Source organism: Methylibium sp. Root1272 (assembly GCF_001425905.1).
Classification (GTDB): domain Bacteria; phylum Pseudomonadota; class Gammaproteobacteria; order Burkholderiales; family Burkholderiaceae_C; genus Methylibium.
Genome location: NZ_LMDY01000014.1, coordinates 1 through 24,383, shown reverse-complemented (window position 1 = coordinate 24,383; position 24,383 = coordinate 1). Strand labels below are relative to the sequence as shown.

Below are 24,383 nucleotides of genomic sequence, written 5' to 3'. Positions count from 1 at the left end.
TCTGGGCTGCTTGATTTGCTTGCAAATCTCGCCGGGTGGCGAAGTTGAGCGCTGTGCAGGCGTGAGACCCGCCAAGCGTAGGCCGCTGGGCTCAGCGACGGGCCGGCCGGCTTGCGGGGAGTAATAGTCCGACCACCGTCGTGGAAGAGGTTGTTTCCAACTCCTTTGGCGCCGTCGATCGCCTGCGCGAGCGGCGTCTGGCCTTGCAGCGGATCGGCAACCCAGTTGTCTGCCCTCAGTTGATCCTGGGACTTTCGCCGGTCAGGTGGTCGAAGGCGGTCACCAGCTTGGAGCCTGGCTCGATGGCGACTTAGTGCCCCGGGGTCATGGGCCATCTGCTTTTGGGGAGCCGGGCGGGACAGCGCGGGCACGCTGAAGTCCGCGAGTCAAAAACAAATCTGACGAGACTTGATTTTTCGTCATAAACTTCGCCATATTGGCGGTCTGGCGCTTACCAGAGTGATTCTTCTCTTACGAGCCTGTGTCTGACGATCTGAAGGAATTCGAGAGTGATTTTGCCACTCTGGCGAAGCTGGCGGTTCAGCAGTCGGAGGAGGATGTGCGCCTGCTGCTTGGGCGCTTGGTGCGTAAGTATCGCCAGCGGCACCCAGAGCTGGCCGAGCAGCTAAACCTGAGTCTTAAATCCATCCAGACGCGCTCGGGGTCAGGCGCGCTTCGGCGCGAGTCGCTGTCCGAGCAAGCACCAGGCGCCGGCGTTCCGCTGGACCGTGACTCCCGCTTGGAGTTGCTCAAGGAATTCGACGACCGCGGCGGGATGAGCGTCCCGCTACTTCCGTCGGGCCTGCTGCGCCAGGTCGAGTCCATCATTCAAGAGCGGCAGGCGAGGGAGACCCTGCTGGCGAGGGGCTTGGCGCCTACGCGATCGGCGATCCTTGTGGGCCCCCCGGGCCTCGGAAAAACGATGTCGGCCCGCTGGATCGCTAGCCGGCTAGGCAAGCCCCTGTGGGTCCTCGACCTCACCACGGTGATGAGCAGCATGCTCGGCAAGACCGGGGCGAACTTGCGAGCCGCGCTGGACTATGCCAAGCGGCACTCCGCAATCTTGCTTCTTGATGAGATCGACTCGATTGCCAAGCGGCGAAGCGATGAATCAGACATTGGCGAGCTAAAGCGGCTGGTCACCGTGATTCTGCAGGAGGTCGACCACTGGCCGGACACAGGCCTGCTCTTGGCAGCCACCAACCATCCGGAGTTGATCGACCCGGCGCTCTGGCGTCGGTTCGACGCGGAGCTGCGCTTCAGCGCACCCGACACCGAACTGACGGTGCAGGCAGTGCGCCGCTTTCTAGGCCCGGACACGGAAGCGCTCGGGCAGTGGATCGACACGATTGCCACCAGTCTGAAGGGCCGCTCACTGTCGGACGTGGAGCGCGCGGTGACTACGTTGCGCCGGGGCCATGCGCTGCGGCACGCGCCCGACGAGGAGCTGGTGAGCGCGATGGTCGGGGCAGACCTTGGCATGAAGTCCAAGGTTGAGCGTTTGACTCTGGCCGTGGAAATGGCCAAAGCGGGTAAGCACACCCACCAAGAAATTAGCAGACTGACCGGCGTCGCGCGGGACACCATCCGCAAGCACGCCGGTCCATCGCCGCGGCGCGGCAGAGGGATGAAGTAAATGGCGACCAGGTACTTGATCGGCAAAGGCGAACGGCTTACCTATCCGATTGAGGCGCCTCGCCGTGAGCCTGGCACCAAAGCCCATCCCTATGACTTGGCATCGAACCAGGCGGTGCTGATTCCGCAGATCGAGGCGGCAAGCCGCAACTTCGAAGCGCTGCCCGCTTCGGCGTGCTACGAAGACATGGCAGTGGCCAAGTTCACCTTGCATCCAGCGTACTTGGCCAAGAGCTACTTCCCTCGGGAGCTTCTGCGCACCGTGGAGCTCGAGACGGTGGGTAGTCGGACCCAGCGCGTGCGACCGCGCGGCCTGGCCGTTGCGAGCGCTGCCGCAGAGGCGGACACCACGCAGCTGCTGGTTGCGGGCAAGCGCGCGGCTCTGGCTCGCTTTGCCGTGCTTGCGCGTGAGTTGGAAGAAGGGTCCAAACCGGCGATGCAATTCGCGCAGATTGAATCGTTCAGCGCCATGGATGCCAGCGATCGCATTCGGCCTGCGGCGAGCCGTGGCGCAACGGTGTTTGAGGTGGGTCTGCATGTCCCCATGGACGCGAGCACACGTCGCCTTCGGGCTCAGTTTGATGAGTTTGCATCGATGTGCGAGTTCGAGGTCAACGCATCGTTCGAGTTCGAAGCCGGTCGGCTGCTCTTCCTGCCGGTCGAAGGAGAACGCACAAACCTTCGCCGTTTGGCACAGTTTTCGATGATGCGTGTCGTGAGAGACATGCCCAAGTTGCGTTCTGCAAGGCCGATGACGCGGGCCGTGGCTGTGCCGCAAGGTTTTCGGATGCCGGATGCGCCGCCTCTGTCGCGCGAACCCAAGGTCGCGGTGCTCGATGGTGGGTTGCCCGAAGACCATCTGCTTGGCGATCACCTGCGCCGGTATCACGAGTCAGACCCTGATGCCGCGCCCGTGGCGGACTATGCCGCCCACGGTCTCGGCGTGACCTCGGCGCTGCTCTTCGGCGCGATCGAGCCTGGCGGCAGGGCCGAGCGAGCCTATGCGCCCGTCGACCATCACCGCGTGCTCGACACGCTGTCGGATGGAGAAAGCGCCTACGACCTGTACAGGACCTTGGGCCATGTCGAGGCGGTGCTGCTGTCGCGGTCCTACCAGTTCATCAACCTCAGTCTGGGTCCCGAGCTATGCGTCGAGGACAGCGACGTCCATGCTTGGACTGCCGTCATTGACAACATCTTGAGCGACGGCGAGACCTTGATGACGGTGGCCGTGGGCAACAACGGACAAGGTGATGCGACTGAAGGACTGAACCGGATTCAAGTGCCCGCAGACAGCGTGAATGCGCTGTCGGTCGGGGCAGCCGATCGCTCAAGCGATGGCTGGTCCAAGGCAGCGTATAGCGCGATCGGCCCCGGACGCAGCCCTGGCCGTCGCAAGCCTGATCTGCTCGCGTTCGGGGGCTCACCACGCGAACTGTTTCACATCGCCGCACCAGGTCTCCAGCTGGCCTTGGCGGGCGCTCAAGGAACGAGCTTCGCCGCGCCGCTCGCCCTGCGATCAGCCGTTGGCATCCGCGCGATCTTGGGCAACGAGGTCTCACCGCTTGCGATCAAGGCGTTGTTGGTTCATGGCTGCGAGACGCACGAGCTTGAAGATGCGGCACACGTGGGCTGGGGCAGGGTGCCTGCCGACTTGGACAGCCTCATCACCTGCGGTGAGGGCGTGGCGCGGATCATTTATCAAGGTGAATTGCGTCCGGGAAAGTTTTTGAGGGCACCTGTGCCGTTGCCAATTGCGGCCATGCAGGGCAGGGTCGAGTTGACCGCAACGTTCTGCTATGCCAGCGCGGTGGACCCCCAGGACGCGAGTGCGTACACCAAGGCAGGTTTGGGCATCACTTTCCGACCGAATGTCGACAAACGCAAGCCGGACAGCCAGAACGCGACCAGCGCGACGTTTTTTCCGGCGAATCAGTGGCGGACTGAGGAAGAGCAACGCGCCGACCTGCACAAGTGGGAAACGGTCTTGCACGCCTCGAAGCGGTTCCTGGCATCGAGCCTGAAGCAGTCGGTCTTCGACGTCCACTACAACGCACGTGATGCAGGCGCTCCGACGTCTGGCGCCGATCGCATTCGCTACGCATTGGTGTTGACCTTGCGCGCGCCGCGGCACGCTGACCTGTACGACCAGATTCTTCAGTCGCACATTGATCTGCAGGCGCTGGAACCGGTGATCTCTCTGCCGTTGTCGTCTTGGTGACGAGACGCATGAACAGCGGCGGCACGGGTCTTTACTCTTTCCCGAATGTCGGTGCACTCGCCTTGACCCTACGTTGGACGCTGCGCCCCCGTAAGCTCGCACCAACTGCTGTGATGACGCCCACAACGTAGAGGCGAGCGGGCGACTTACAAAGCAAGCTTGGCCAAAGCGCTTGCCGCGACTTCGCTTCGCAGGTGCCCGTAGTGGCGTTCGATCATGGCGACGCTGGTCCCCGAGATTTGCGCCACGGTTAGCAGGTCGAGTCCGTCGTGCACCAGATCGCTGATGACGCTATGACGCAGGGTGTAGGCAGTTGTCCCCTCGGGGAGCTTGGCAGCCACCACAGCTTCTTTGACCGGACCTTTCCAGGCATCCTTGTTCCAGGCCTTGCCATCGGCACGCGCAAGCAGCGGGGCCGATGGCAGCTTGTCCTTGCAGGCATCCTCGAAAAAGGCCGCGGTGACATCGGGCATCTTGATCCGCCGATCCTTGCCCGCCTTGTCCTGGCCGACCTTGAGGACCTTGAGGCGCTTGTCGTAGTCGCCTGCGGTCAGCTTAGCCAGCGCCCCTGGCCGAAGAGGCAACTGGCATAGGCCGCGCAGGAAAGCGGCGAGGTCCGCGGGGGCCTTCTCGATGAACATGAGCCGCTGGGATCGGTCGAGGTACAGCTCACGCCGCCTGTCGGCGTTCTTGATCGGTCGGAGCTTGCTGCGCCATGCAAAGTCGCTGGTGACGAGGCCGTCCAGAAATGCTAGGTTCAACGCGGCACGGAAGCAGGTCATGTCGCGATTCAGGGTGCTCTCCGACCTCAGTTCGCCACGACGGCCGCCGCTGCGCGTCGGCAACTCCCTCAGGGCCTTGCGCCAGGCCTCCAGCTGAGATGGTGTCAACTTCGTCAGCTCAGTCGATGCCAACCTGCGGTTGTTCAGCACGTAGTTTTTGAAGCGCGCGTCGACATCGTCGGCCGCGCGGTCGGTCTTGTGGGCGCGAAGGTGCTTCACGTACCGGGAGCACGCATCCGCCACTGTCGAACCATTGGTGTTCCCGCCTCGCCCCAGATGCTCGAACCAAGCCTGGGCGGCCTTCGCGGCAGCGTCGAAGCGCAAGTGGTCAGCGAGCTCGAGAAACTCGCCGAGGGGCTTGTACAAGTGCTGCACGGAAGCCTCTTCGTCGCGTGCCCGAGCGAGCCAGGATCCGTGTCCGGTGGCGGACATCTTCCGGTAGCCAACGTGGCAACCCTTCAGCACCCGGTGCCAGTAAGGACCTCGCCGAGGCTTCAGCTTCTCGCGCGACGCGACTGTGTCTATGCGGACGGCCATACCTACCCCTGATGGCAAGGTACCAAAAAAGTACCAAAAACTGGGGTGGATTTTAGGAGACCTCGCGGGACCTCCGATGTCACTTTCTCCTATAAAAGTTGCATCTCCGGAGATCCCGGAAAGTCCCGCTTTCCCACCTTGACATGGTGGGGGTCGTTGGTTCGAGTCCAATCGCGCCTACCAAATCCGGTAGGAAGAACAAGCACCTGGCAGAGACGCCAGGTGCTTTTTTCTTGGGGGTATGGCCTGCGACGGCGGGGCCTCGATGCGCACTACTGCTGCTTCGCCCCCTCCGTCAGGCGCCGACCCAGCCCGACCGCGTACGGGGCGGCACGGGCCGCGAGCATCGGGTCGCCGGACGGCTCCACGCCCTTGGGCAGCACCATCGGGTTGTAGGTGATCGTCAGGCATTCGCCGCCGCCGTCTTCCGCCACGGAGGTGATCTTCAGCAAGCCCAGATTCACCTTCTTGCGGCCTTCCGGCAGCGGCACGGTGGCGCTGTCGATCTTGTCGTCGCCCTGGGCCAGCTCGAGGTTGAAGTTGAATGCGACCTTGCCGTCCTTCACGCGTTGGCGCAGGTCGTCGAACAGGAAGGCAGGCCCCTTGGCCTTGGCTTCGTCGTCCGTCAGGCCCTGGAGCCCACCGACGGGTTCGAAGATCCATTTCCCGAACTGCCGGGTTCCGCCGGCGTTGACGAAGCCGAAGGCGTGCACGCCCCAGTAGTTGACCGTGCCGAAGCTGGCCGGCACCGGCTGCGACGCGAAGTACTTGCCCTGCAGCAGCACTTCGGGGTTGGCCTCGGCGAAGGCCTTGACCTTGGCCGCGTCCGGCATCTTGGTGGCCGGGTCGGGTTGCAGCGAAGCCAGGCGGCCGAAGAACTGCTGCGGCGACGACGCACCGAACACCGGCGCCGAGATGTTGCCCATCTGCCATTGCTCGCCGTTGGGCAGGTTGAACTGCAGGGCCAGGTTGCGCTGTGACCTTGCGTTGTCCGGTGCCTTCGGGTTGGCGCCGCCCACCGAGAAGCGCGCCACCACCGGCACCGGGCTGCCGCTGAAAGCCGAGGCCGTGGACAGCGCGCGTGCATCCGCCGAGCCGACGAATTCGCCCGTCGCGCAGATGCCCTTGGCGCCGGAGCGGCGAAAACCCTCGAACTTGCCGAAGGTGGACTCGAACTGGTTCAGGAAGGTGTTCGGGTCGACCGGCGCTGCGGGCGATTGCGCGAATGCGCTCGAGGTCAACAGGGCGGAGGCCGCGGCCACGGCGGAGAGAACCAGCTGGGTCATGGAAGTAGCTCCTGAGGCGAGAAGAGGGGTTGGGACGCAACGCGCCGGCCGCCCGCATCGGGCCTTCGGCAACGCTTGAATGCGTTGTCGCTTCCGGAGGATCAAACTTACAGTGCGACCCGCAAAGTCGCGGATCGCGCCTCAGATCGCGCGCTGGCTGACGCGCAAGGACAGCGCGTCCGCGCTCTCCTTGCGCTCGCTGTAGCGGTCTGCCAGGTAGGGCGCCACGTCGCGCGTCAGCAGCGTGAACTTCATCAGCTCTTCCATCACATCGACCACGCGCTCGTAGTAGGCCGAGGGCTTCATCCGGCCCGCGTCGTCGAACTCGAGGTAGGCCTTCGCGACCGAAGACTGGTTCGGGATCGTGATCATGCGCATCCAGCGCCCCAGCACGCGCAGCTGGTTCACCGCATTGAAGGACTGCGAGCCGCCCGATACCTGCATCACCGCGAGGGTCTTGCCCTGCGTCGGACGCACCGCGCCCACGCTCAGCGGGATCCAGTCGATCTGCGCCTTCATGATGGCGGTCATGGCGCCGTGGCGTTCGGGAGAGGTCCAGACCATGCCTTCGGCCCAGGCGGCGGCCTCGCGCAGCTCCTGGACCTTGGGGTGGCTCTCCGGTGCGCCATCGGGCAGGGGCAGGCCGGCGGGATCGAACACCCGCACGTCGCCGCCCATGGCGATCAGCAGGCGCGCGGCTTCGAGCGTCAGCAGCTTGCTGTACGAGCGCTCGCGCAACGAGCCATAGAGGAGCAGGAAACGCGGGGCATGGCTCGACGTGCCGGCACCGTTCAGGTGGGCGCCGGTGGGCGTATCGAACAGCGTCGCGTCGACGTTGGGCAGGGTCAGGTCGGGGAGTGACACGGCAGCCTCTCTCATCAAGGTGTGGATTGTCGTCATGGCTTCTGTCCGTCCTCGTACCAGCCCTTGCTGGCGTTGACCCAGCGCACCACCAGCAGCATCACCGGCACCTCGATCAGCACGCCCACCACGGTGGCCAGCGCCGCGCCCGATTCGAAGCCGAACAGGCTGATCGCCGCGGCCACGGCGAGCTCGAAGAAATTGCTGGCACCGATCAGCGCCGACGGGCAGGCGACGGCATGGGATTCACCGAGCCGCCGGTTCAGCCAGTAGGCGAGGCCGGCGTTGAAGAACACCTGGATCAGGATCGGCACCGCCAGCATCGCGATCACCAGCGGCTGCTGCAGGATGGCACGGCCCTGAAAGGCGAACAACAGCACCAGGGTCGCGAGCAGCGCGGTGATCGACCACGGGCCGATGCGGGCCAGCAGGGCGTCGAGCGCGCCCGCACCGCGCCGCAGCAGCGCGCGGCGCCACAGCTGCGCCAGCACGACCGGCATCACGATGTAGAGCACGACCGACGTGATCAGCGTGTCCCACGGCACGCTGATGGCCGACAGACCCAGCAGCAGCGCCACCAGCGGCGCGAAGGCGAACACCATGATGGCGTCGTTCAGTGCCACCTGCGACAACGTGAAGAGCGCGTGCCCGCCGGTGAGCCGGCTCCATACGAACACCATCGCCGTGCAGGGCGCGGCGGCCAGCAGGATCAGGCCGGCCACGTAGCTGTCGGTCTGATCGGCGGGCAGGTAGGGCGCGAACACGTGGCGGATGAACACCCATGCGAGCAACGCCATCGAGAACGGCTTGACAGCCCAGTTGACGAACAGCGTGACGCCGATGCCGCGCCAATGCCGCCGAACCTCGGCCAGTGCGCCGAAGTCCACCTTCAGCAGCATCGGAATGATCATCACCCAGATCAGCAGGCCCACCGGCAGATTGACCTGCGCCACTTCCATGCGCCCGATGGCCTGGAACGGCGCCGGCAGCCACTGCCCGAGCGCGATGCCGACCACGATGCAGAGGAAGACCCAGACGCTGAGGTAGCGCTCGAAGACGCTCATCGGCGCGGGCGGCGTCGCCGGCGCGGGCAGGGTGGCGGTGGACATCGATCAGCGCGTACCGATGTCCTTGATCTCGCGCTGGATCGCTAGCCGGTCCAGCGAGGCCATCGGCAGGGCCAGCATCAGGTCGATGCGCCGCTTGAGGATGACCGCCGTATCCCAGAAGGCACGTTCCTTCTCTTCATCGGTTCCTTGCACCGCCGAAGGGTCCGGCACCCCCCAGTGGGCCGTCATCGGCTGACCGGGCCATACCGGGCACACCTCGCCCGCGGCGTTGTCGCAGACGGTGAACACGAAGTCCATCTCCGGTGCGCCGGGCCGGCCGTACTCCGACCAGTCCTTGCTGCGGTAGCCGTCCGAGGGGATGCGCATCTTGCCCAGCGTGTGCAGCGCGAGCGGGTTCACCGTGCCCGCGGGGTGACTGCCGGCGGAGTAGGCCTTGAAGCGTCGACCTCCGGCGCTGTTGAGCAGGCCTTCGGCCAGGATCGAGCGGGCGGAGTTGTGCGTGCAGACGAAGAGCACGTTGTAGATCTTGTCGGTCATGTTCGAGTCCTGGTCGAGGGGGTGGGAGTTCACGCAAGTCTCAGCAGGTCGTGCAGCCGGTGGCCGGCACGAGCACGCAGGCTTCGCCCTGGCAGCAGTGAGCGGTCAGGTAGGTGAGCAACTCGTTCATGTGGGCCAGTTCGGGCCGGTAGATCAGGTGGCGGCCATCCCGCTCCTGCGAGACCAGGCCCGAAACCAACAGCCCCTTCAGGTGGAAGGACAGCGTGGAGGCCGGCACGTCGAGCGTGGCCGACAGCGCCCCCGGCGTCATGCCCTGCGGCCCCGCACCCACGAGGGCCCGGAAGATGCGCAGGCGCATCGGCTGGGCCAGCGCGGCGAGCGATGTCACGGCAGTCTTCTCTTCCATCAGTCAGTCCTTCGGGCGAGGGGTGGCTCGGGGAGCGCCTGCGAAGGCGACACGGCGGCCCGTTGGGCGGGCAAGGCGAGCGTGATCAGCCAGCAAGCCGTCAACATCGCCGCGGAGCCGCTCAGCGAGAACAGCAGGCCACCCCACTGATACAGCAGCCCCGACAGCAGCGTGCCGAAGAAGCGACCCAGTGCATTGGCTGCGTAGTAGAAGCCCACGTCCTCGGCCGCCTTCTCGGAACCGGCATAGGCCAGGATCAGGTAGGAGTGCACCGACGAGTTGACGGCGAACGCGAAGCCGAACAGCCCCAGGCCGCCCACCACCACCCACTCCAGGTTCGGGAGCTCCATCGCCACCGCGACGGCCAGGCCCATGGGCACGACGGCCAGAAGCGCCGACCACCAGCGTGCCGCGGGGACCTCGGTGCTCAGCCCGTCGTCGCTGCGCTTCACCAGCGCGGGCGCCAGGGCCTGCACGAGCCCGTAGCCGATGGTCCACGCGGCAAGGAAGCCACCGACCATCGTGAAGGTCCAGCCCGACGCGTAGAGGAACACCGGCACACCGACGACGAACCACACGTCGCGCGCACCGAACAAGGCAACGCGCGCCGCGGCCAGCAGGTTGATGGCGCGGTTCTTCGCGAACAGCTCCTTCGCCGACTTGGAGGCCTTGGCCTTGCCCATCAGCGGGGGCACGAAGCCCGCCACACCGACCAACACGAGCGACAGCAGCCCCGCCATCGCCCACAGCGAGGCCTGGAAGCCGAGCCGGTCGAGCAACAGCCCGCCGAGGAAGAAGCCCACGCCCTTCATCGCGTTCTTGCTTCCGGTGAACCACGCGACCCACTTGAACAGCTGGCCCGAGGCGGTGCTCGCGGTCAGCTTGATGGCCGACTTGCTGGCGGTCTTGGTCAGGTCCTTGGCGACGCCGCACACGCCCTGCGACAGCACGACCCAGGCGACCGACATCGTCACCGTCCAGTCGGGCGACAGCTGCGACAGCAGCAGGAACCCCAGGATCTGCGTGCACAGCCCCACGATCAGCATGCGCTGGATGCCGTAGCGCGTGGCCAGCCAGCCGCCCACGAGGTTGGCCACCACGCCCATCGCCTCGTACAGCAGGAACAGGAAGGCCAGCGTGAAGGGCGAATAGCCCAGACGGTAGAAATGCAGCAGCACCAGCATGCGCAATGCGCCGTCGGTGAGAGTGAAGCCCCAGTAGGCCGCAGTGACGATGGCGTAGTGGCGCGCGCCGCTGGTCGGGGCCATCGGAGGCACGGCCGGGTTCGCGGGCATCGGGGTGCGGGTGTCCATGCCGGTCACAGCCCCTCGGCGTTCAGGTGGCAGGCCAGATCCACCATGCGGCAGGCGTAACCCATCTCGTTGTCGTACCAGGCGTAGACCTTCAGCATCGTGGCGTCGGTGACCATCGTGGACAACGCGTCGACGATCGAACTGCGGGTGTCGCGCGCGTAATCGGCGCTGACCAGCGGGCGCTCCTCGTAGCCCAGGATGCCGGCGAGCGGGCCACGCGCCGCCTCGGCGAACAGGCGGTTCACTTCCTCCGCGGTGGTCTCGCGCTTCAGCTCGAACACGCAGTCGGTGAGCGAGGCATTGAGCACCGGTGCACGCACCGCATGGCCGTTGAGCTTGCCCTTGAGTTCGGGATAGATCAGCGCGATGGCCGTGGCGCTGCCGGTGGTGGTGGGCGCGAGGCTGAGCATGGCGCTGCGCGCGCGGCGCAGATCCTTGTGCGGCGCGTCGACCATGAGGTTGGTGTTGGTTGGGTCGTGGATCGTGGTGATCTGGCCGTGGCGGATGCCGAGGCTCTCGTGCACGACCTTGACGACCGGGGCCAGGCAGTTGGTGGTGCAGGACGCGGCGGTGACGATGCGGTGCCGCGCCGGGTCGTACAAGTGGTGGTTGACACCCACCACCACGTTCAGCACGCCACCCACCTTCACCGGGGCGGCCACGATCACCCGCTTGGCGCCGCGGTCGAGGTGACCCTGCAGAGTCTCGGGCGTCAGGAACTTGCCCGTGCACTCGAGCACCACGTCCACGCCGTGGTCGCCCCAGGGGATGTCGGCCGGGCTGGCGTGGGCGGAGTAGCGCAGTTCGCGGCCGTCGATATGGACCGCGCGCTCACCCTCTGCTTCGATGTCGGCACGCCAGCGACCCTGCACGCTGTCGAACGCCAGGAGGTGGGCGGTTGCCGCCGCGCCGCCCTTCAGCTCGTTGAGGTAGACGACATCGAGGCGATGGTGAGCGCGAGGATCATCGGTCGGCCGGTCGGCAGCCCCCAGGGCCGCTCGCAGCGCCAGACGTCCGATACGGCCCATGCCATTGATGCCGACTTTCATGTGCAGAGCTTCCTTCGGGGATCGAGATTGCGAACGTTTCCATTATTCTGGAAGAATATGATGACACGTTCGTGACCACGCCCGGGTGCGCTCGCGCATCGCCGATCCGTCGAAAGGGCGACAAGAGACCTGCAGGCGACGCCCGCGCCGCCCTGGGACGGCTAGTCGAGCATCAGGTAGACGCCGAAACAGGCGACTGCCGCAGACACCAGGCACTCGACCACGCTGCGCAGGCGCGCAGGCCTGCGCAGTGGCAGGGTCAATGGCGGCGGTGCAGTGGCATCGAGTGTCGTGGTCTTCATCGGCGTGGCCTGTCGGGAGAGCGGGGTGCGTGCGGGAGCACGCGCGCGGTCACCGGCGAAACGCGGGGACCGCGGCTCGCCTGCGGCGTAGGCTACGGGGCGTTTCTTAAGCTTTGATGAAGGGGGCAGGTGTTGCGCCGCGCCGCGCCACAGGTGTTGCATCGGCGCGCCCGGTGCGACACGCGTCGGGCGATGGCCGTGCCGCCCTTGTCGGGCCATCGCGGGCCGCCAGGCCTTTGTTCGTGCGGCTTCCGGCACCAGGGCTCGGAGGCCGCGGTCGGTCGATGCCGTGCGGCACGGTCATTGCACTGTGAGGGTGGGGCGGTGTCGCAACGCGCGAGGCGTGCGACGGTCCGCCACAGGAGACAAACCTCAATCACGGTTCCCACAATGAAAATTCGAATCACCACCCTGGCCGTCCTGACAAGCGGCCTCCTGCTGTGCGGTGCCTCGGGCCAGGCGCTCGAGAAGGCGCCGGTGCTCTCGCTCGACGTGGCGCAGAAGGCCGCCGCGGCCTGCCGCGGGCTGGCCGTGCGGAAGAACTGGCGCATGGCGATCGCGATCGCCGATGCCGGCGCCAACACCGTGCTGTTCGAGCGCATGGACCGCAGCTTCCTCGGCAGCTCCGACATCGCGGTGCGCAAGGCCAAGACCTCGGCCAATTTCCCTTTCCCCACCAGCACCGCGGCCGAACTGAGCCATGGCAAGGACGGCAGGCCGGGCGTGGTGCCGGGCTTCGCCTGGACACCCGGCGTGGTGACCTACGGTGGCGGGCTGCCGATCATGGCCGGCGGCACGCACATCGGCGGCATCGGCGCGAGCGGCGGTTCGCCCGAGGAGGACGAGCAGTGCGCGAAGGCCGGTCTCGACGCGATCAAGGACCTGTTGAAGTGACGCTCGGCTGATCGATGCGGGTTGGGGCGGCGCGATGCGGCCTCACCTCGCAGATCCGTACCGGCTCGACGGCCGGTCCTGAACGATCCGGCGGCTACCAGGGCACGCTGTCGGCGTCGGCCGACTTGCGCTCGGCGGCCTTCACGCGCACCGACTCGGCCCGCAGGAAGGCGATGATCACGCGGATCTCCGCATCGCCGAGCGCGCCGCCGAAGCCGCCCATCTGCGTGTTGGGGCGGCCGTTCTTGATGATGCCGAACATGTAGTCGTCGCTGTTGGCGCCGCCGGGGCCCCAGGCGCCCTTGACGAGTTGCGGCCCCTTGCCGCCCTTGCCGCGCGAGTTGTGGCAGAGCTGGCAGTTGCGGCCGAACAGTTCGCCGCCCTGGCGCTCGAGATCGTCACCGGCGGACACCGGGCCGCTGGCCGGTGCTGCGGCGACGTGGGTCGTGGGCGTGGCGGCGCCCGGCGTCGGTGCCGGGCCGAAGGCCAGTGTCAGGCCAGGCAGCGCCGCCGCGAACAGTGCGGCGGCGATCGTGCGGTGGAAGGTCGTGGGGGAGCGCATCGTCTGAGATCGAAAAGGAATGGAGAAAAGGCTGTTCATCGGCGGGCGATTCGCGGCAGCCCGTAGCGCTGCGCGATCGCATCGAAGCGGCCCTCCGAGCGCAGTGCATCGACCGCCATGGCGATCTCCTTGGTCAGCGCCGCGTCGGCGTTGCGCGTCGCGACGGTCAGGCCGGTGTAGAGGTCGGCATCGTCCAGCGATTCCGTGGCCCGGACCAGGGTCGCGGCCGCTTCATCGGCGAGCGCGGGCGACCACACCAGCGCGAGCTCGATCTCGCCGGCCTTCAGTGCCGCGATCAACGCCGCGCTGCCGGCGTAGGGCGCGCGAGCGAGTTGCATGCGGTGCAGATAGAGGTCGGCCGGCGTCGCAGAGGTGGCGCCGACCTTCTTCGCACGCCGCAGCGTGGCGGCTGTCGGCGGCGCACTGCCGGGCTTGCCGACCAGCACGTAGCCGAGCGTCAGGTAGGGGCCGGTCGCCACGAGCTGGCGTTCGGCCAGCTCGCGACCCATGTCGGGTCCTTGCGGAATGCCGAGGTAGGCATCGCATTGCCCGGCGGCAATGGTCTGCCGCAGCGCCTTGCCGAGGCCGCCGCGGCTGGGCACCTGCACCCACACCAGCTTCAGCGGCCGGCCGAGCTGCTGCGCCAGCGCCTGGGCGACCTCGACGTCGATGCCGCGCTCCGGGTTCGCTTCCAGCGAGAACGGCGCATCGTCGCTGTCGACGCAGACCTTGAGGTAGGCGGGCGGCGCGTTGTCGGCGGCGCGGCCCGGGAAGGCCGCGGCCAGCAGGGCCGCGGCGAGAAGGAAACTCGAAAAGCGTTTCATGGTGTCGTGGGGCGGGCGGTGCAGGGCGCGCGCCGCGCCCCGCACGCTCATCAGTCGGTCAGACCGAACACCATCATCCCGCCGCCGCGGTTGTTGCGCTTGAACAGCTCGTCGTAGACCAGCGGCCACAGGCTGCCGCCGCCCGGGCCGTAGACGATCGCGACGTACTGCTTGCCGTCGGCCGTGAAGGTGGTCGGGTTGCCGTGGATGCCGGTGCCGACGTTGAAGCGCCACAGCTCCTCGCCGGTGTCGTCCTTCAGCGCGCTGAACCAGCCCTCGGCGTCGCCGGTGAACACCAGCTTGCCCGCGGTGGCGAGCAGGCCGCTGGTGGCCGGGGTGCTTTGCGGGCGCGTCCAGACCTGTTCGCCGGTGGTGGCGTTGAAGGCCTTCACGCCGCCGGTGTACGGGTTGGCCTTCAGCACCTTCGACGACAGGAACCACTCGCCCTTCTTCCACTCGGACTTCTTCGCCTGCACGTCCATCGAGCTGTCGATGAAGGGCACATAGAGCAGCTTGGTCCGCAGGCTGTAGGCGGCCGGGTGCCATTCCTTGCCGCCATCGAGGATCGGCGCGATGTCGGTCGCGATGCGGTCGTAGCCCGGCACCTTGTCGGGGTTCACGATCGGGCGGCAGTTCTCGCCGAAGCCGGTGACCCAGTTCACCCGCGCGATCGGCACCACCCAGTTGCACTTGCCGTTGGTGCGGTCGATCGAATACAGGTGGCCGTTGCGGTCGCCGTGCAACCAGACCTTGCGACCCTTGTCGTCATCGACCAGGATCATCTCGTTGTTGCCGTCGTAGTCCCAGGCGTCGTTCGGCGTGTACTGGAAGTGGTACTTGATCTTGCCGGTGTCGGCGTCGAGCGCCACCGTCGAGTTGGTGTACAGGTTGTCGCCCTTGCGCACGCTCGGATCGAAGTCGGGCGCCGGATTGCCCACGCCCCACAGCACCGTGTTGGTCTTCGCGTCGTAGGTGCCGGTCAGCCAGGCCGAGCCGCCGCCGGTCTTCCACGAATCGTTGGCCCAGGTCTTGGCCTGCGGATGGTCGGCGCTGGTGGGGCGCGTCTTGAACTCCCAGATCACGTTGCCGGTGGCCGGGTCGAGCGCCGTGATGCGGCCGACGTTGGCCCCGACGTCACCGCCCGAGTTGCCGACGATCACCATGCCCTTGGCGACCAGCGGCATCGAGGTGTAGATCTCGCCGGTCTTGTAGTCGCCCATCTTCTTTTCCCACACGACCGCGCCGGTGGTGTTGTTCAGCGCGACGACGTGGGTGTCGAGCGTGGCCATGAAGACCATGTCCTTGTAGACGGCCACGCCGCGGTTCACCGCGTCGCAGCACAGCTTGGGGCCCAGGTCGCCGGGCAGCGAGCGCTCGTACTTCCACAGCATCTTGCCGGTCACGCCGTCGAGCGAGAACACCTTGTTCTGGCTGGCGGTCACGTAGACGCGGCCGTTGACCACGGTGGTCTGGCTGTCCTGCGCCTCGTTGACGCCGAAGGAGAGGTTCCACTTCGGGACCAGCTTCTTCACGTTCTCGGTGGTGATCTGCGTCAGCGTGCTGAAGCGCGTGTTCTGGTAGTCCTTGCCGTAGTGCAGCCAGTTGTTGGCGTCCTTGTCGGCATGGAGCAGCATGTCGTTGCTGACGTAGTTGGGGCGCCACTTGAAGGTGGCCTCGAGCACGTTGACGCCGAGCGGCGGTTCGGCGTCCTGCGCCTGGCCTATCGAGGTGAGGGCGAGCAAGCCCAGGCAGGCGGCGAGCGGGCGCAGCCCTGCCGTGCGGGAGAGGTTGAAGCGGATCATCGTGGGGTCTCCTGGTCGCGTACGCGTGCGGATCGGTACGTCGTGTTGTTCGTCTCGAAAAAATGGCCCGGGCTCCCACACAGCCGGAGCGGTGTGTGAACGCGGGCCTCAAGACACTGACGAAAGTGTTCTTCGGAAGATCAGAAGTTGTGGTTGATGCCGACGTTGATGAACGTCGTCTTCGCGTCCGGCTTGAAGCTGCCGTCGGCCACGATGCTGGTCTTCAGTGCGGCGGCACCGGTGGCGCCGGCGTCGGCGTCCACGAACGCGGCCTGCGCGTAGATCGTGGTGCGCTTGGAGATGAAGTAGTCGTTGCTGATGACGAGGTTCTTCGTGTGGTTGGACTTGTTTTCCTTGTCCTTGTTGTCGTAGTAGGCGACGGTGGCGTTGTTCATCGGGTGCCACTTCCAGTCGACGCCAGCGCCGAAGCCGTCGACCTTGGAGCTGGTGGTGCCGTCGGCGTTGTTGTTCTCGCCGCGCAGGAAGTTGGCCTTGAACGTGAAGTCGCCGAACGGCACGGCCGCGCCCACGCCGGTGTGCTTGACGACCTTCTCGCCGGTGATCTGGTCCTTCATGAACTCGTGCGAGAACGACAGCGTCACCGGGCCGCTATAGCTCAAGCCCAGCGCGAGGACGGAGTTGTTGGAGGTGCTGCCCGCCTGTTCGCCCAGCGAGTACAGCACCCCGGCCGTGACCGGACCGAAGGTGTTGCGGTACTGGATCGAGTTCTTGAAGAAGATCCCGACGTCGTTGTTGCTGTTGGCGCTGCCCGCGCCGGCGATCGGCTCGAGCTGGTTGTAGGCCCAGGTGTAGAGGCTCGAGAACTGCTCCTTGAAGGCGCGCGGCTCGGTGCCGAGGTGCGCCAGCAGCGCGGGGCCGTACTGGCGGCCCAGGATCAGCGTGCCCCAGTCGCCGGACAGGCCCACGTTGGCCTGACGACGGAAGAGCACCGTGCCGACAGCGGGCGTGCCGTTGTCGCCGGTGCCGTGCAGGCCGCCGGTGTCGGTGTCGAAGTGCGACTCGAGGTTGAAGAAGGCCTTCAGACCGCCGCCCAGATCCTCGGTGCCCTTGAGGCCCCACACGCTCTGGCGCAGGCCGCTGGTCTCGAGCCGCGTGAGGCGGCCGCCGGCGGCGGACTTCGATTGGGTCAGGATGCCGGCGTCGATGATGCCGAAGATCTGGACCGACGAGGCGTCGGCGGCTGCGGCCCAGCCGGAGGCGAGTGAAAGGACTGCTGCAGTGGCGGCGAGGCGTCGCTGCTGTGCCGAGATGCCGGTGGCTTTCTTGTCCATTGTGTCTCCTGGTTTTGTTAGGTAAGGGCAGTCCCCGCTTCGTTGATTGCGGGGCTCGCCTGTCATGAACGGTCGACTTCCTGCCGTGTCGCCGTGCGGCCTCTTCTGCAGCATCCATGCCATGCGTCGCGATGCGCCTCTTCACGGGGGCGTACCCTCGTACGCAAGGGGAAAGCCGGGTGCGCGCGGTGTTTCGATGGCGCATCTGCCGCATCACAGATGTCGCTCGTGCGACACGAATGGCAGCTCGCGTGGGTGGAGATGGCGGTGTGCGCAGCGCGCGCGAGATGCGCGGTGCGTCTCGCATCGGCGGACGCATCCCCAGGGTTTGCCCCTGTCACTCAGCGACAGTTGATGCAGGACACGTGTCGCTGCGCGCGGTGCTTTGCTGCGATGCATCGAGCGAGCGCGTCTTCCGCGCATCGTCGGTGTTCGAGTCGCGGTCGGCGAGGCGTCGGCGACAGACGTCGCGCGCCGTATCGTGGTCATCGCGCCGCGCTCGGGTACGCGCCAGGCTGCGCCCGCCCGCCACGGACGAGCGATGTCATGAACCGCGGACGTTGCCCGCGGATATATCGACCCGCGGGCTGATAAGCGGGTTCGGCGCGCAGGTCACCGCGCGCAGATATAACCCGGGCCGACAGCCGGCGAATATCACTCCGGCTTCTGCGTGCCCAGGAATTTCAGATATGCCACCAGTTCCCAGATCTCTTCGGTGGTGAATACATCGCCCCAGGGCGGCATCGGCGTGGCGCTGCCGCCGCCGTCGGAAATCATTCGGAAGGCGTATTCGGGCAGCAGATCCTGGCGGCCCACGAACAGCGGTGGCGCATGGCCGTGGCAGAACGCCGCGCAGGTCGAGTCGAAGCGGCTCTTGCCGGCACGGATGCGCGCGGGATCGCTCAAGTCGATCGTCGGTGCACCGCCTGGGCCGGCGCCGACCGCAGGATCTGGCGGCGGTGAGCCGCCGGCCAGGGCGCGTGCGATCAGCAGCGCGACGCCGGCGACGAAGGTGAGGGTCAGAACGGAAGGTCTCATGCGGAAGCTTCGAGGTCGTGGTCTTGGGGCAGGGTTCGACGAGGCGCGGGCCGCGGTGGCTGATCCGCGCCTCGCGTGATGCCAGCGAGCGTGCTCGCCGGCATCACGCAGCCTCAGTTCACCTGCACGGCAACCAGTTCGGCCGGGAGGCCGGCACCGCCGATCGGCGCCACGACGAACTGCTTGCCGCCGGCCGTGTAGGTCATCAGATTGCCGAACACGCCCCCGGGCAGACGGACCTCGCCGACCAGCGCACCGGTCTTCGCGTCATGCGCGTAGAGGAAGGGCTCGGGCTCCTCCTTCGTGGCCTGCGTGATCAGCGCATTGCCGCGCGCCGACAGGCCGATGACGCTGTTGGTGCCTTCCGGTGCCAGGAACAGCACGTTCTCGGTCAGCGCGATATGGCTCTGGCGCGGCACGCCCACTCGGTCGAGCTTCAGGTCCTTCAACGCCGGATGATCGACCGGGCCGCGGCCTGCCGGAATGCGCCACAGGTGCTTGCCGGTGTTCATGTCGATCGCGGTGACGGTGCTGAACGGCGGCTTGAACAGCGGCAGGCCGTCCGGACCGCCGACACCGGCCCAGGTGCCGGTGTAGTCGTACACGCCCGTCGTGCCCTTCTTCAGCTTGATGCCGAAGGGGATCGTGAACGAGGGCACGTAGAGCACGTTGGACTTCGGGTTGTGCGCCGCACCCACCCAGCTTGCGCCGCCCAGCACGCCCGGCACTTCCAGGGTGCCGGCCTTGTCGAGCGTCGGCGGGAAGTACAGCGGGCCGTAGTTGTAGCGTGCCAGGATCTTCTTCGCTTCTTCCTTCAGCTTGGGTGTCAGGTCGATCAGGTCGTCCTCGGTCACGCCCTGCTGCACGAAAGGTGCCGGCTTGCTGGGGAAGGGCTGCGTCGGCGAAGACTTCTCGCCGGGCACGGTGGATTGCGGCACCGCCTTTTCCTCGATCGGCCAGATCGGCTTGCCGTTGACGCGGTCGAAGGCGAACACGAAGCCCTGCTTGGTCACCTGCACCGCGGCCTTGATCTTGCGGCCGTCGACGGTGAGGTCCATCAGGTTGGGCGCGGCGGGCAGGTCGTAGTCCCAGATGCCGTGGTGCACGATCTGGTAGTACCAGGCGATCTTGCCGGTCTTGGCATTCAGCGCCACCAGCGATTCACCGAACAGGCCGTCGCCCTTGCGCTGGCCGCCGTAGAAGTCGTTGGCCGGCGTCGACAGCGGCAGGTAGACGACGCCCAGCTCGTCGTCGCAGCTCGCGCGCGTCCACAGGTTCATGCCGCCGGTCGACAGCGCCGAGTCGCCTTCCCAGGTCTCGTTGCCGGGCTCGCCCTTCTGCGGCGGCGCATGGAAGACCCAGTTCTGCTTGCCGGTCATGAGATCGAAGCCGCGCACGTCGCCGGGCGGGTGGTTCTTCAGCGGATCGCGGCCGATCGCGAAGGAGTCGAGGACGGCGAGGCTGGGAATGACCTGGCCGCCGCAGATGATCGGCGGTGTGGTCGGGCTCACCAGCGAGCGATCGACCGGCCGGCGCAGGCCCTTGGTCAGGTCGATGCGGCCCTGGTCGCCCCAGCTCTCGATCGGCTTGCCGGTCTTCGCGTTCAGCGCCACCAGGTAGGCGTCGGGGGTGCCGACGAAGAGCCGCTGGTCGTTACCCTTTTCCCAGTAGGTCACACCGCGGCTGATGAAGCCCAGGTTCGGCGGCGTGCCGTCGACGTAGCCACCGCCGTCCCAGGTCCACAGCGTCTTGCCGGTGGCGCCGTCGAGCGCGGTCACGATGCCCAGCGGCGAACTGGAGTAGAGGACGCCGTTGATGGCCAGCGGCGTGGACTGGTTGACCCAGGTGCGCAGCTCCGGGTTGTCGATGGGCAACTGATTGCCGGGCAGCGGCACGCGCCAGGCCACCTTCATCGACTTCACGCTCTGCAGCGTGACGTTGACACCCGGCTCGAAGCGGGACCCCGCCTTGTCGCCGTTGTACTCGCGCCAGTTGCCGGTCTCGGCGGCACTCGCAGCGATGCATGCAGCGGCCGTCGCCGTCAGCAGCGCCGTGGTTCTGATCGACATTGTCTTGCTCCTCGTGATGGGACGACGCGCGGCGCCTGTCCCTTGTCTCCATATATTCGGCAGGCACGCGGCCGACCGGTCCGGCGGGCAATTTGCGGGATAGCGACAAACTGCCTGCGCAGCCCCGGGCTGCAGGACACATGCCATTTCTGCAGGGATTAACTCCCGACCCGGCATAACCCGGGATAACTTCCCGCGTGCGATATGTCGGGACGAATTCCCGTATTCGCGGCGTGAATCCCCCGCTAGAGAAATGCGAGAAATCGGCGAGGTCACCGTGTGGAGCGAGCTCGCGATCGCTGCTCACGCGCTCGCTGCGACGCCGATGCGCACACTCGGTGCCGCCGTCGCTGCGACACCTGTCGCGCCGATCGTCGCGTCGCGACATCTGCAGCGCACCGCGGTCCGGTGCGGTTGAGATGCCGCCGCGGCGCGTGGCATGGAAACTGCCTTTGTGGTGCCCGGGGCTCCTGCGATACCGTGTGTCGGCGCACGAGAAGCACCTAAAAAACCACCATGGAGACGATGAGATGAATCACTTTCCCAGCGGCAACAAGAAACAGCTGGCGGCGCTCGCCGCGGCCCTGACCGTCGGCCTGTTCGCTGCGGCACCCGCGGGCGCAGCGGGCAGTGGCCCCGGCTTCGACGACCCCAACAACTGGCCCCAGTACCACCGCAGCTACAACGCGTGGCGCTTCAGCCCGCTCGAGCAGATCAACAAGAGCAACGTCAAGAAGCTGCGCATGGCGTGGATGCACCAGCCGGGCACCATCACCCACGGCTTGCAGGCGACGCCGATCGTGATCGACGGCGTGATGTACTCGATCGCGCCGGACAACAACGTGTTCGCGCTCGACGCCGCCACCGGCAAGATCCTCTGGCGCTACACCGCCAAGCTCGACCCGATCGTCAAGGAAGTGTTCTACGGCTCTGCCAGCCGCGGTGTCACCGTGGGCCGCGGCAAGGTGTTCATCGGCACGCTGGACGGCCGCTTCGTCGCGCTCGACCAGAAGACCGGCAAGGAGCTGTGGTCGACCCAGCTCACCGACATGAAGAAGGACTACGGCGCGCTGTTCTCGTCGCCGCCGCAACTCGCCGGCGACACGCTGTTCGGCGGCACCACCGGGGGTGACCAGCCGATCATCGGCAAGATCTTCGCCGTCAATGCCGACACCGGCGCGCGCACCTGGACCTTCGAGGTGCCGAAGGACGATCCGAAGAGCTGGCCCGGCGACAGCCGCAAGGTCGGTGGCGGCTCGGCGTGGCTGCCGGGCACCTACGACCCGACGACCGACACGATCTACATCGGTACCAGCAACGCCGCGCCCGACTTCAACCACGACGACCGCAAGGGCGACAACCTCTACACCGCGACGCTGCTCGCGCTCGAGCCCAAGACCGGCAAGATCAAGTGGCACCGCCAGGAAGTGCCGCAGGACACCTGGGACTTCGACTCGGCCTACGAGGCGCTGCTCGTGCCGGACGGCAAGGGCAAGAACGTGCTCGTTCACCTGAACAAGAACGGCTTCGTCTACGTCATGGACAAGGACAGTGGTGCCATGCGCAATGCCTGGCAGTACACCGAGAACATGAACTGGGCCAAGGGCGTGGACCCGAAGACCGGCCTGCCGATCGATCCGGTCTACCCCGAGACCGACAAGCAGAAGCTGCACTGCCCCAACCTGCTGGGCGCGCGCAGCTGGAACCACGGGGCCTACAACCCGAACACCAAGCTGTGGTATTCGCACGGCATGGAGGTCTGCAACTTCGTGACCAGCGCCAAGCAGGGCCCGGTGCCCGGCATCGGCGGGCTGTCGCTCGGGCTGTCGGACATCAAGCTGACCGATCCTCCGGGCAAGAAGGCCGACGGCTGGCTCGGCGCCTTCGATCCGCTGACCGGCAAGCAGGCCTGGAAGGTGCGCTTCGACATGCCGCCGCTCAGCTCGGCGCTGGCCACGGCCGGCGGCCTGGTGTTCACCGGCGACATGTACGGCAACCTCTACGCCTTCGACGCCGACAACGGCAAGGAACTGTGGAAGTTCGCCGCCGGCTCCGGAGCGCGCGGCGGCCCGATCAGCTATGCGGTCAACGGCAAGCAGTACATCGCGATCCCGACCGGGCTCGGCTCGCACGCGCCGGGCTTCCTGACCGGGGCCTTCCCGCAGATCCGCAACCTGCCGGGCGGCGCCGCGCTGCTGGTGTTCACCGTCGACTGATACTGGCCGCGTGATGTTCTGATGACGGCGCTCGCTGCGCCGTGACGGGGAGGACGGTTAGTGGCCGTCCTCCCCCTCGACCTTGTGAAACGAGAAGGAAGTCTTTCCGATGAAGAGCCCGCTGAGCCCCCGCCTCGTGACCCTCGCCGCCGTACTGGTGTGTGCCGTCGGTCCGGCGATCGGCACGCCGCCGCCCAAGCCTGCCGACGAGGCAGCGTCTGCCAGCAGCGCTGCCGCCCCGAGTTTCGACCTGGGCGACGCCGCGCGCATCGAGGTCGGCAAGAAGCGCTTCAACTCCACTTGCTCCGCCTACTGCCACGGCGCAGAGGGCGAGGGCGGCAAGACGCCGCCGTTCAAGGGCAACAAGAATTTCGTGGCAGCCGATGCCTACAAGACCATCAGCGAAGGGCGCCGCGGCTCGGACATCATGCCGCCATGGGGCAATGCCTTCACGCCGGAACAGATCTGGGAGCTGGTGGCCTACATCCAGTTCCTGTCGAAGCAGCCACCGTCGCAGTGAGAGGCGCTGCGTTCAGGTTCTGAAGTGGTCGAAGCGGGCGTAGATGTCGCGCTCCGGGCAGCCCCGTCCGTCGACCAGTCGCAATCCCGCCGAGGCCTGGATGGTGCCGATGCGCGTCACCGGCGTCTGCGCCGCCCAGGCGGCGTCGACCACCGCCTGCCGATCGCCGCGCCGGGCCGTGAACAGCAGCTCGTAATCGTCGCCGCCGGCCAGCGAAAACTGTCGGCGCAATGTCGGCGGCAGCTGCATCAGCAGCGCCGACTCGGGTAGCGCGTCGACGTCCAGCGTGGCGCCGACCGCCGAGCTGTCGAGGATGTGGCCCAGGTCGCCGATCAAGCCGTCGGACACGTCGACCGCGCTGGTCGCGATGCCGCGCAGCGCGAGGCCGAGCTCGACGCGCGGCGTCGGCATCTCCATCGCCATCCGGGCCGTCTCGAACACCTCGCCGTCGGCCTGCAGCGTGCCGCGGAACACCTCGAGCGCGATGCGTGCGTGGCCGGGCTGGCCGCTGACGTAGAGATCGTCGCCGGGCAGGGCGCCCGAGCGCAACAGCGCCGCTCCGACGGGCACCTCGCCGAACACCGTGATGCAGATGTTCAGCGGGCCGGCGGTGGTGTCGCCGCCGATCAGTTCGCAGTCGTGCTCGTCGGCCAGGCGGAACAGGCCGGTCGAGAAATCGGCCAGGAAGTCGGGGTCGGCGCTGGGCAGCGAGAGCGCCAGCGTGAAGGCCAGCGGCCGTGCGCCGCAGGCGGCCAGGTCGGACAGATTCACCGCGAGCGCCTTGTGGCCCAGTCGCTCGGGCCGCACCGTCGACAGGAAGTGGCGGCCCTCGACCAGCATGTCGCTGGAGATCGCGAGCGACATGCCGGGTTTCACGCGCAGCAGCGCGCAGTCGTCGCCGACGCCGAGCGCGGCGCGCCGGGCCGGCCGCTTGAAGTAGCGGTCGATCAGCTCGAACTCACCGAGCGGCATGGTGTTACTCCGCGGTGGCGAGATCAGCCCACGACGCCGCCCACACCCGCGGCGTGCGCCTGCTGGTCGGCGTGGTAGCTCGAGCGCACCATGGCGCCCACGGCGGCGTGGCTGAAGCCCATTGCATAGGCCTCGGCCTCGAAGCGCTTGAAGGCCTCCGGCGTCACGTAGCGCCGCACCGGCAGGTGGTGCCCGCTGGGCGCCAGGTACTGCCCGATGGTGATCATGTCGATG

The 24,383-nt window shown here is 66.8% G+C and carries 21 protein-coding genes and 1 pseudogene; 5 read left to right on the top strand and 17 right to left on the bottom strand.

The window, feature by feature from the left end; genetic code table 11:
- Positions 1–481: 481 nt before the first annotated feature.
- Both ASC67_RS12555 and ASC67_RS12550 read left to right on the top strand, forming a co-directional pair.
- Positions 482–1,636 (top strand): AAA family ATPase, encoded by a 1,155-nt coding sequence (locus tag ASC67_RS12555; protein WP_056321018.1) that lies wholly within the window; start codon positions 482–484, stop codon positions 1,634–1,636.
- A complete protein-coding gene (locus ASC67_RS12550; RefSeq protein WP_056321015.1) occupies positions 1,637–3,856 on the top strand; it encodes a S8 family peptidase in 2,220 nt (739 codons plus the stop codon).
- A 146-nt stretch (positions 3,857–4,002) separates the two neighbouring features.
- Here the strand turns inward: ASC67_RS12550 and ASC67_RS12545 are convergent, their stop codons facing one another.
- The 9 genes from ASC67_RS12545 to ASC67_RS20615 all read right to left on the bottom strand — a co-directional run bounded on the left by ASC67_RS12545 (position 4,003) and on the right by ASC67_RS20615 (position 11,960).
- Positions 4,003–5,070: a site-specific integrase gene (locus ASC67_RS12545; protein ID WP_235566309.1), complete on the bottom strand. Its 1,068-nt coding sequence runs from the start codon at positions 5,068–5,070 to the stop codon at positions 4,003–4,005.
- Positions 5,071–5,447: 377 nt separating this feature from the next.
- Complete coding sequence (locus ASC67_RS12540; RefSeq protein ID WP_056321010.1) at positions 5,448–6,461, bottom strand: catalase family peroxidase; 1,014 nt, start codon at positions 6,459–6,461, stop codon at positions 5,448–5,450.
- A gap of 141 nt (positions 6,462–6,602) precedes the next feature.
- Positions 6,603–7,340, bottom strand: coding sequence for an arsenical resistance protein ArsH (gene arsH, locus ASC67_RS12535; RefSeq protein ID WP_056322078.1), 738 nt, complete (start codon positions 7,338–7,340; stop codon positions 6,603–6,605).
- A gap of 17 nt (positions 7,341–7,357) precedes the next feature.
- Positions 7,358–8,431 (bottom strand): ACR3 family arsenite efflux transporter, encoded by a 1,074-nt coding sequence (gene arsB / locus ASC67_RS12530; protein WP_056321007.1) that lies wholly within the window; start codon positions 8,429–8,431, stop codon positions 7,358–7,360.
- A 3-nt stretch (positions 8,432–8,434) separates the two neighbouring features.
- Positions 8,435–8,929 (bottom strand): arsenate reductase ArsC, encoded by a 495-nt coding sequence (locus ASC67_RS12525; RefSeq protein ID WP_056321004.1) that lies wholly within the window; start codon positions 8,927–8,929, stop codon positions 8,435–8,437.
- A 40-nt stretch (positions 8,930–8,969) separates the two neighbouring features.
- Positions 8,970–9,296 (bottom strand): helix-turn-helix transcriptional regulator, encoded by a 327-nt coding sequence (locus ASC67_RS12520; protein WP_056321001.1) that lies wholly within the window; start codon positions 9,294–9,296, stop codon positions 8,970–8,972.
- A complete protein-coding gene (gene arsJ, locus ASC67_RS12515; RefSeq protein ID WP_156466775.1) occupies positions 9,296–10,564 on the bottom strand; it encodes an organoarsenical effux MFS transporter ArsJ in 1,269 nt (422 codons plus the stop codon). Before arsJ ends, ASC67_RS12520 begins: the two co-directional genes overlap by 1 nt.
- 50 nt (positions 10,565–10,614) lie before the next feature.
- Positions 10,615–11,658 (bottom strand): ArsJ-associated glyceraldehyde-3-phosphate dehydrogenase, encoded by a 1,044-nt coding sequence (locus tag ASC67_RS12510; RefSeq protein ID WP_056320998.1) that lies wholly within the window; start codon positions 11,656–11,658, stop codon positions 10,615–10,617.
- A 161-nt stretch (positions 11,659–11,819) separates the two neighbouring features.
- A complete protein-coding gene (locus ASC67_RS20615; RefSeq protein WP_156466761.1) occupies positions 11,820–11,960 on the bottom strand; it encodes a hypothetical protein in 141 nt (46 codons plus the stop codon).
- A gap of 390 nt (positions 11,961–12,350) precedes the next feature.
- Here ASC67_RS20615 and ASC67_RS12505 point away from each other — a divergent pair, with 390 nt between their 5' ends.
- Positions 12,351–12,854, top strand: a complete 504-nt coding sequence (locus tag ASC67_RS12505) for a heme-binding protein (protein ID WP_056320996.1) — start codon at positions 12,351–12,353, stop codon at positions 12,852–12,854.
- Between the two features lie 94 nt (positions 12,855–12,948).
- Here the strand turns inward: ASC67_RS12505 and ASC67_RS12500 are convergent, their stop codons facing one another.
- The 6 genes from ASC67_RS12500 to ASC67_RS12475 all read right to left on the bottom strand — a co-directional run bounded on the left by ASC67_RS12500 (position 12,949) and on the right by ASC67_RS12475 (position 20,441).
- Entirely contained in the window at positions 12,949–13,416 is a 468-nt protein-coding gene (locus ASC67_RS12500) for a cytochrome c (RefSeq protein WP_082535995.1), read from the bottom strand.
- A gap of 35 nt (positions 13,417–13,451) precedes the next feature.
- Complete coding sequence (locus ASC67_RS12495) at positions 13,452–14,240, bottom strand: ABC transporter substrate-binding protein (protein ID WP_162245632.1); 789 nt, start codon at positions 14,238–14,240, stop codon at positions 13,452–13,454.
- Positions 14,241–14,290: 50 nt separating this feature from the next.
- The gene (locus ASC67_RS12490; RefSeq protein WP_156466760.1) at positions 14,291–16,042 is read right to left on the bottom strand and encodes a methanol/ethanol family PQQ-dependent dehydrogenase; all 1,752 of its coding nucleotides are present in this window, start codon (positions 16,040–16,042) and stop codon (positions 14,291–14,293) included.
- Between the two features lie 140 nt (positions 16,043–16,182).
- Positions 16,183–17,334: a porin gene (locus ASC67_RS12485; protein WP_056320990.1), complete on the bottom strand. Its 1,152-nt coding sequence runs from the start codon at positions 17,332–17,334 to the stop codon at positions 16,183–16,185.
- 654 nt (positions 17,335–17,988) lie between these two features.
- Positions 17,989–18,372, bottom strand: coding sequence for a cytochrome c (locus tag ASC67_RS12480; protein ID WP_056320987.1), 384 nt, complete (start codon positions 18,370–18,372; stop codon positions 17,989–17,991).
- 113 nt (positions 18,373–18,485) lie between these two features.
- A complete protein-coding gene (locus ASC67_RS12475) occupies positions 18,486–20,441 on the bottom strand; it encodes a pyrroloquinoline quinone-dependent dehydrogenase (RefSeq protein ID WP_056320984.1) in 1,956 nt (651 codons plus the stop codon).
- Between the two features lie 530 nt (positions 20,442–20,971).
- Here ASC67_RS12475 and ASC67_RS12470 point away from each other — a divergent pair.
- Positions 20,972–22,657 (top strand): PQQ-binding-like beta-propeller repeat protein, encoded by a 1,686-nt coding sequence (locus ASC67_RS12470; protein ID WP_056320981.1) that lies wholly within the window; start codon positions 20,972–20,974, stop codon positions 22,655–22,657.
- Positions 22,658–22,766: 109 nt separating this feature from the next.
- The gene (locus ASC67_RS12465; RefSeq protein WP_056320978.1) at positions 22,767–23,177 is read left to right on the top strand and encodes a cytochrome c; all 411 of its coding nucleotides are present in this window, start codon (positions 22,767–22,769) and stop codon (positions 23,175–23,177) included.
- A 12-nt stretch (positions 23,178–23,189) separates the two neighbouring features.
- Here the strand turns inward: ASC67_RS12465 and thiL are convergent, their stop codons facing one another.
- The gene (thiL, locus tag ASC67_RS12460; RefSeq protein WP_056320974.1) at positions 23,190–24,149 is read right to left on the bottom strand and encodes a thiamine-phosphate kinase; all 960 of its coding nucleotides are present in this window, start codon (positions 24,147–24,149) and stop codon (positions 23,190–23,192) included.
- Between the two features lie 23 nt (positions 24,150–24,172).
- Positions 24,173–24,383 (bottom strand): annotated as a pseudogene (locus ASC67_RS12455) (lipoyl synthase); the annotation flags it as partial.

Bases quoted from the DNA above. Each gene is read 5' to 3' on its own strand.
- ASC67_RS12470 (WP_056320981.1), top strand. From the start codon at position 20,972: ATGAATCACTTTCCCAGCGGCAACAAGAAACAGCTGGCGGCGCTCGCC.
- ASC67_RS12510 (WP_056320998.1), bottom strand. From the start codon at position 11,658: ATGAAAGTCGGCATCAATGGCATGGGCCGTATCGGACGTCTGGCGCTG.
- ASC67_RS12475 (WP_056320984.1), bottom strand. From the start codon at position 20,441: ATGTCGATCAGAACCACGGCGCTGCTGACGGCGACGGCCGCTGCATGC.
- ASC67_RS12545 (WP_235566309.1), bottom strand. From the start codon at position 5,070: ATGTCCGCCACCGGACACGGATCCTGGCTCGCTCGGGCACGCGACGAA.
- ASC67_RS20615 (WP_156466761.1), bottom strand. From the start codon at position 11,960: ATGAAGACCACGACACTCGATGCCACTGCACCGCCGCCATTGACCCTG.
- ASC67_RS12465 (WP_056320978.1), top strand. From the start codon at position 22,767: ATGAAGAGCCCGCTGAGCCCCCGCCTCGTGACCCTCGCCGCCGTACTG.
- arsH (WP_056322078.1), bottom strand. From the start codon at position 7,340: ATGAGAGAGGCTGCCGTGTCACTCCCCGACCTGACCCTGCCCAACGTC.
- ASC67_RS12550 (WP_056321015.1), top strand. From the start codon at position 1,637: ATGGCGACCAGGTACTTGATCGGCAAAGGCGAACGGCTTACCTATCCG.
- arsB (WP_056321007.1), bottom strand. From the start codon at position 8,431: ATGTCCACCGCCACCCTGCCCGCGCCGGCGACGCCGCCCGCGCCGATG.
- ASC67_RS12505 (WP_056320996.1), top strand. From the start codon at position 12,351: ATGAAAATTCGAATCACCACCCTGGCCGTCCTGACAAGCGGCCTCCTG.
- ASC67_RS12485 (WP_056320990.1), bottom strand. From the start codon at position 17,334: ATGGACAAGAAAGCCACCGGCATCTCGGCACAGCAGCGACGCCTCGCC.
- ASC67_RS12490 (WP_156466760.1), bottom strand. From the start codon at position 16,042: ATGATCCGCTTCAACCTCTCCCGCACGGCAGGGCTGCGCCCGCTCGCC.
- arsJ (WP_156466775.1), bottom strand. From the start codon at position 10,564: ATGGCCCCGACCAGCGGCGCGCGCCACTACGCCATCGTCACTGCGGCC.
- ASC67_RS12480 (WP_056320987.1), bottom strand. From the start codon at position 18,372: ATGAGACCTTCCGTTCTGACCCTCACCTTCGTCGCCGGCGTCGCGCTG.
- ASC67_RS12520 (WP_056321001.1), bottom strand. From the start codon at position 9,296: ATGGAAGAGAAGACTGCCGTGACATCGCTCGCCGCGCTGGCCCAGCCG.
- thiL (WP_056320974.1), bottom strand. From the start codon at position 24,149: ATGCCGCTCGGTGAGTTCGAGCTGATCGACCGCTACTTCAAGCGGCCG.
- ASC67_RS12525 (WP_056321004.1), bottom strand. From the start codon at position 8,929: ATGACCGACAAGATCTACAACGTGCTCTTCGTCTGCACGCACAACTCC.
- ASC67_RS12500 (WP_082535995.1), bottom strand. From the start codon at position 13,416: ATGCGCTCCCCCACGACCTTCCACCGCACGATCGCCGCCGCACTGTTC.
- ASC67_RS12540 (WP_056321010.1), bottom strand. From the start codon at position 6,461: ATGACCCAGCTGGTTCTCTCCGCCGTGGCCGCGGCCTCCGCCCTGTTG.
- ASC67_RS12495 (WP_162245632.1), bottom strand. From the start codon at position 14,240: ATGAAACGCTTTTCGAGTTTCCTTCTCGCCGCGGCCCTGCTGGCCGCG.